At 74.1% G+C, this 5,150-nt stretch carries 6 protein-coding genes; 5 read left to right on the forward strand and 1 reads right to left on the reverse strand.

What is annotated here, in order from left to right; translation table 11 throughout:
- Window positions 1-51: 51 nt before the first annotated feature.
- On the reverse strand, window positions 52-660 hold the full coding sequence (locus CCN39_RS48295; RefSeq protein ID WP_244211358.1) for an SGNH/GDSL hydrolase family protein: 609 nt from the start codon (window positions 658-660) through the stop codon (window positions 52-54).
- Between the two features lie 38 nt (window positions 661-698).
- Between CCN39_RS48295 and CCN39_RS48300 the strand changes: the two genes are divergently transcribed.
- The 5 genes from CCN39_RS48300 to CCN39_RS48320 form a co-directional block, all read left to right on the forward strand.
- Window positions 699-1,490, forward strand: a complete 792-nt coding sequence (locus tag CCN39_RS48300) for an alpha/beta hydrolase (RefSeq protein WP_244211359.1) — start codon at window positions 699-701, stop codon at window positions 1,488-1,490.
- A gap of 69 nt (window positions 1,491-1,559) precedes the next feature.
- The gene (locus CCN39_RS48305) at window positions 1,560-2,522 is read left to right on the forward strand and encodes a quinone oxidoreductase family protein (protein ID WP_086853934.1); all 963 of its coding nucleotides are present in this window, start codon (window positions 1,560-1,562) and stop codon (window positions 2,520-2,522) included.
- Window positions 2,523-2,668: 146 nt separating this feature from the next.
- On the forward strand, window positions 2,669-3,421 hold the full coding sequence (locus tag CCN39_RS48310) for an SDR family oxidoreductase (protein WP_086853936.1): 753 nt from the start codon (window positions 2,669-2,671) through the stop codon (window positions 3,419-3,421).
- Window positions 3,418-4,188, forward strand: a complete 771-nt coding sequence (locus CCN39_RS48315; protein WP_086853938.1) for an SDR family oxidoreductase — start codon at window positions 3,418-3,420, stop codon at window positions 4,186-4,188. The genes CCN39_RS48310 and CCN39_RS48315 overlap by 4 nt, the downstream gene beginning before the upstream one ends.
- A 246-nt stretch (window positions 4,189-4,434) precedes the next feature.
- On the forward strand, window positions 4,435-5,150 hold a 716-nt coding region (locus CCN39_RS48320; protein WP_143264492.1), incomplete at its 3' end, for a CE1 family esterase.

The raw sequence follows: 5,150 nt of genomic DNA on the forward strand, positions 1-5,150 counted from the left end.
CTCACGCGGTGGGGCGCGCGGCGGCGGCCTCTGCCACGAGGCGAACCCGGCTCAGGCGGCCAAGTCCCGGGCGGCCGCCAGCACGTGCGGGGCCAGGCCGTCGGCGATCACCGCGTACCCGGCCGAGGATGGGTGGAAGCGGTCGGCGGAGAACAGCGCGGGCTCGGCGGCGAAGCGGGCGGCGAGTTCGGGACCGGCCGTGGCCACCGCGCCCCCGGCCCGGATGGCGGCTTCCGCCTGGGCCTGCGCGTAGTGGCCGCTGGCCGCCGAGACCAGCTGCCGGTAGGGGCCGGGTACGCGCGCCACGATCCCCAGGTCGGGCGCCGGGACCACGATGACGCGGGCGCCGGCGCGGACCAGGCGTGCCACGGCGTCGTGCAGCTGCCGGGCGCCGACCGCGGGGGAGACGAACCCGGCGAGGTCGTTCGCGCCGATCACGATCAGGGCCAGGTCCACGCCCTCGCCGAGGGCCACGCCGACCTGGCGGGCGAGGTCGGCCGAGCGGGCTCCGGGCACGCCGAAGTTCCGCAGGCGCACGCTGTGGCCCGCGTCGCGCAGCCGGCGGGTGAGCCGCCGGCCGAGGGTGTCGTCCTCGCGGCTGCTGCCGACACCGGCCGCCAGCGAGTCGCCGAGGACGCAGAATCGGAGAGGTGATGGCATCAAGGGGTACAACGTGGGCGCGCCGCGGTTGTTTCCTCGTGGCCGGGACGACCGTGGTCCTCGTGGTGCTGGCGGCCGCCCTCTGGGCGTTCCAGCGGCGGCTGATCTACCTGCCGGACCCCACGCCGGTGCCCGCCGCCGGCGCCACCCCCGGCCTGATCGCCGAGGACGTCCGCCTCCGCACGGCCGACGGCCTGGACCTCGGCGCCTGGTACCTGCGCCCGGCCGGCCGGGACCCGGCGGCGACGGTGCTGGTCGCGGGCGGCAACGGCGGCAACCGGGCGGGGCGGGCGCCGCTGGCCGCGAAGCTCGTCCAGGCCGGGTTGGCCGTGCTGCTGCTCGACTACCGCGGGTACGGCGGCAATCCCGGTGACCCCAGCGAGGAGGGCTTGGCCCTCGACGTCCGCGCCGCCCACCGGTTCCTGACCGAGGACCGGCACGTGCCGCCCGGCCGCCTGCTCTACTTCGGCGAAAGCCTCGGCTCCGCCGTCGTGACGGAGCTGGCCCTCGAACACCCGCCGGCGGGGCTGCTGCTGCGGTCGCCGTTCACCGATCTCGCGGCCGTCGGCGCGGAGATCTACCCGTACCTGCCGGTGCGGCTGCTGCTGCGCGACCGGTTCCCGGTCAAGGAGCAGGCCGCGCGGCTGCGGGTCCCGGCGGTGGTGGTCGCCGGCGGCCGCGACTCGATCGTCCCGCCGGCCCAGAGCCGCGAGGTGGCGGCCGCGGCGGCGGCCCGGCTGGTGGAGATCCCCGGTGCCGACCACAACGACCCGGTGCTGCTCGACGGCCCCGAGCTGGTCGAGGCGGTGCGGTCGCTGGTCCCGCGCTGAACCTGGTCCTGGCGGACCCAGGCTGGACCGGGCCTGCCCGGGCGTGGCCGGCCGCCGCAGGATGGCCGCATGACGAACAGCATGAAGGCGGTCACCATCCCCCGGTTCGGCCCGGCCGAGGTCCTGCGGCTCGACGCCGTCGCGGTCCCGGAGCCCGGCCCGGGCGAGGTCTCGATCGACGTCGCCTACGCCGGCGCCAACTTCGCCGAGGTCCTCTACCGGCAGGGCGTCGTGGACGTCCCGCTGCCCTTCGTTCCGGGCATCGAGGTCTCCGGCCGGATCCGCGCGCTGGGCGACGGCGTCACGGGCCTGTCGGTGGGGGAGCCGGTCGCCGCCCTGACGATCGTGGCGAGCGGGGGCTACGCGGAGGTCGTCACCACCTCGGCCGACCTGGTGGCCCCGCGGCCCGGGACCGACTTGGCGATGGCGGCCGCGGTGCCGTCCAACAGCACCACCGCGTTCCTCGTGCTGGAGCGGGTGGCCCGGCTCGCGCCCGGCGAGCGCGTCCTGGTGCACGCCGCCGCCGGCGGGGTCGGCAGCCAGCTGGGCCAGGTGGCCCGCCTGCTCGGGGCGGGCCGGGTGGTCGGCACGGTCGGGAGCGCGGGGAAGATCGCCGCCGCGAAGGCGTTCGGCTACGACGAGGTCGTCCTGCGCGACGAGGTCGCCGGCACCGGCGAGTTCGACGTCGTGGTGGACATGGTCGGCGGCCCGGCGCGCCGCGCAAGTCTGGACCGGCTGGCCCCGATGGGCCGGCTGGTGGTCATGGGCAACGCCTCGGGCGCCGAGGACGTCGGGGTGTCGGCCAACGAACTGTGGTTCACCGGCAAGACCGTGTCGGGCTTCAACCTCGCCGCGTATTCCGCCGTGGCACCGGAAACCGCGGGCCACGCGCTGCGCCGTGCGGTGGCGGCCGTCGCGGACGGCACCCTGCGTGTCGACGTCGAATCCCTGCCGCTGGCGGACGCGGTGACCGCGCACCGCCGCATCGAATCCGGGACGACGACGGGCAAGCTCGTGCTCCGGGTGCGGTGAACCGCGCCGGGCACGATCCGCGGAGCTGCCGGGGAAGGTCGGTGTGACGTGTGTCCGTCTTGAGACCTCGGCCGCATCGCGCATAATGGCCACTGACCGACTGCTTGGTATGTGCCGGGCACCACAGCCGAAGGAGACCGCCTGCCGTGAACTCGTTCAAGGATCGCGTCGCGATCGTCACCGGGGCCAGCCGGGGCATCGGCCTCGGGATCGCGAAGACGCTCGTCGAGCGCGGCGCCAAGGTCTGCCTCACCGCGCGCAAGCCGGAGGCACTGGAAGAGGCCGTCAGCTCCCTCGGTGGCCCGGACGTCGCCATGTTCGTGGCCGGCAAGTCCGACGACACCGACCACCAGGACGAGACGGTCGCCAAGACCATCGAGACGTTCGGCCGGCTCGACTACCTGGTCAACAACACCGGCATCAACCCCGCCTACGGTCCCACCCTGGACATCGACCCGGCCGCCGCGGCGAAGATCCTCGGGGTCAACGTGCTCGCGCCGCTGGGCTGGACCAAGCGCGCCCGCGACGCGTGGATGGGCGAGCACGGCGGCGCCGTCGTCAACGTCTCCTCCGTCGCCGGGATCCGTGCTTCGCCGGGCATCGGCCTCTACGGCGTCAGCAAGGCCGCGCTGATCCGGCTGACCGTCGAGCTCGGCGCCGAGCTGGGGCCGAAGATCCGCGTCAACGCCGTCGCGCCGGCCGTGGTCAAGACGCAGTTCGCGACCGCTCTGTACGAGGGCCGCGAAGAGGAGGTCGCCGCGGCGTACCCGATGAAGCGGCTCGGCGTGCCGTCGGACATCGCGGGCGCGGTGGCGTTCCTGCTGTCCGACGACGCGGCCTGGATCACCGGCCAGACGGTGGTCCTCGACGGCGGCGTGACCCTCGGCGGTGGCCTGTGACCGGCGTCGTCGTCACCGGGGGCGGCGGTGGCATCGGTGCCGCGCTGGCCCGCCGCTTCGCCGCCGACGGTGCCCGGGTCGTGGTGGCCGACCTCGACGGGGACAAGGCCGCGGAGGTGGCCGCCGAAGTCGGCGGGACGGCGTTCGCCGGCGACGTCGCGAGCCTGGACGGCGTGGCGATGCTGATCGACAGCGCCCGCTCGGCGCTCGGCGAGATCGACGTCTTCTGCGCGAACGCGGGCATCGCGCCCTTCGGTGGCGCGGAAAGCGGCGAGGACGTGTGGGCGCGCACCTGGGACGTCAACGTCATGTCGCACGTCCGCGCGGCGAACCTGCTGCTGCCGGCGTGGCTCGAGCGCGGTCAGGGGCACTTCATCGCGACGGTGTCCGCGGCCGGCCTGCTGACCAGCCTCGGTTCGGCGCCGTACTCGGTGACCAAGCACGGCGCGCTGGCGTTCGCGGAATGGCTGTCGGCGACCTACCGCCACCGTGGCATCACGGTGCAGGCGATCTGCCCGCAGGGCGTGCGCACGGCGATGCTGGAGAGCACGGGAACGGCGGGCCAGCTGCTGATGGGCGCGTCGGCGATCGAACCCGAGCAGGTGGCGGACGCGCTGTTCGCGGCGATGGCGGACAAGCGGTTCCTGGTGCTGCCCCACCCGGAGGTCGCGGGCTACTACGCGGCGCGCGCCACCGAGACCGACCGCTGGCTCGGCGGGATGAACAAGCTGCAGCGCAAGGTCGAGGAGGCCGTCGGAGAGCTGTGAGCCCGGGATCGCCCGCCGGTGGTGTCCACTGAGGACTCGGCCGGGCGCCGCCGGGCGCAGGCCGGCCGTCGTCCGGGACGCCACCTGGCTGGGCGGCCGGCACCGTGTCTCCTGCCATCGCGGGACTCCGACCTGAAAGTTTCACCGGGCCGAAGCCCGTTACCCCGCACGATTCCCCGGCCGGTTGACAGCTCCGTCACGCCGGTTTCAGCATCGGGCCTGCTGACCGCCGGAAGGAGTCGCGTGATGATCAAAAAGGCCCTGGTGGCCGTGGCCGCCGCGGTGCTCTTGCTCGGCTCGGGAGGAGTGGCCGTGGGGGCACCGGCCGCCGCCACCGCGGGCTGCGGGAAGGCGCCGACGCTGACCAGCGGCACCCGGACGATCCAGACCAGCGGGAAGAACCGCAACTACATCCTGCGGATCCCCGACGGCTACGACCGGAACCACCCCTACCGGCTGATCTTCGGCTTCCACTGGCTGGGCGGCACGTCCACCGACGTCGACACCGGCCGGACCGTGCAGACCGGGGCGTGGGCCTACTACGGCCTGCAGCGGCTCGCGAACAACAGCGCGATTTTCGTGGCACCGCAAGGGTTCAACAACGGCTGGGCGAACTCCGGCGGCGAGGACGTCACCTTTGTCGACGACATGATCCGGCAGCTCGAAGGGGACCTCTGCGTCGACACGACCCAGCTCTTCGCCGTCGGCTTCAGCTACGGCGCCGCCATGAGCTACTCGCTCGCCTGTTCCCGGGCGACGGTGTTCCGCGCGGTGGCCGTGCAGTCCGGTGGGGTGCTCAGCGGGTGCAGCGGCGGCACGCAGCCCATCGCCTACCTCGGCGTGCACGGCCTGCGGGACAACGTGCTGAACATCTCCGGCGGCCGGTCGCTGCGGGACCGGTTCGTGCGCAACAACGGCTGCACCGCCCAGAACCCGCCCGAGCCGGCCCAGGGCAGCCTGAC

Origin of the sequence: Amycolatopsis kentuckyensis, assembly GCF_002155975.1 — a bacterium.
Classification (GTDB): domain Bacteria; phylum Actinomycetota; class Actinomycetes; order Mycobacteriales; family Pseudonocardiaceae; genus Amycolatopsis; species Amycolatopsis kentuckyensis.

Excerpts from the sequence above, each read along its gene's own strand:
- CCN39_RS48295 (WP_244211358.1), bottom strand. The coding sequence starts at position 660 with ATGCCATCACCTCTCCGATTCTGCGTCCTCGGCGACTCGCTGGCGGCC.
- CCN39_RS48305 (WP_086853934.1), top strand. The coding sequence starts at position 1,560 with ATGACGAACAGCATGAAGGCGGTCACCATCCCCCGGTTCGGCCCGGCC.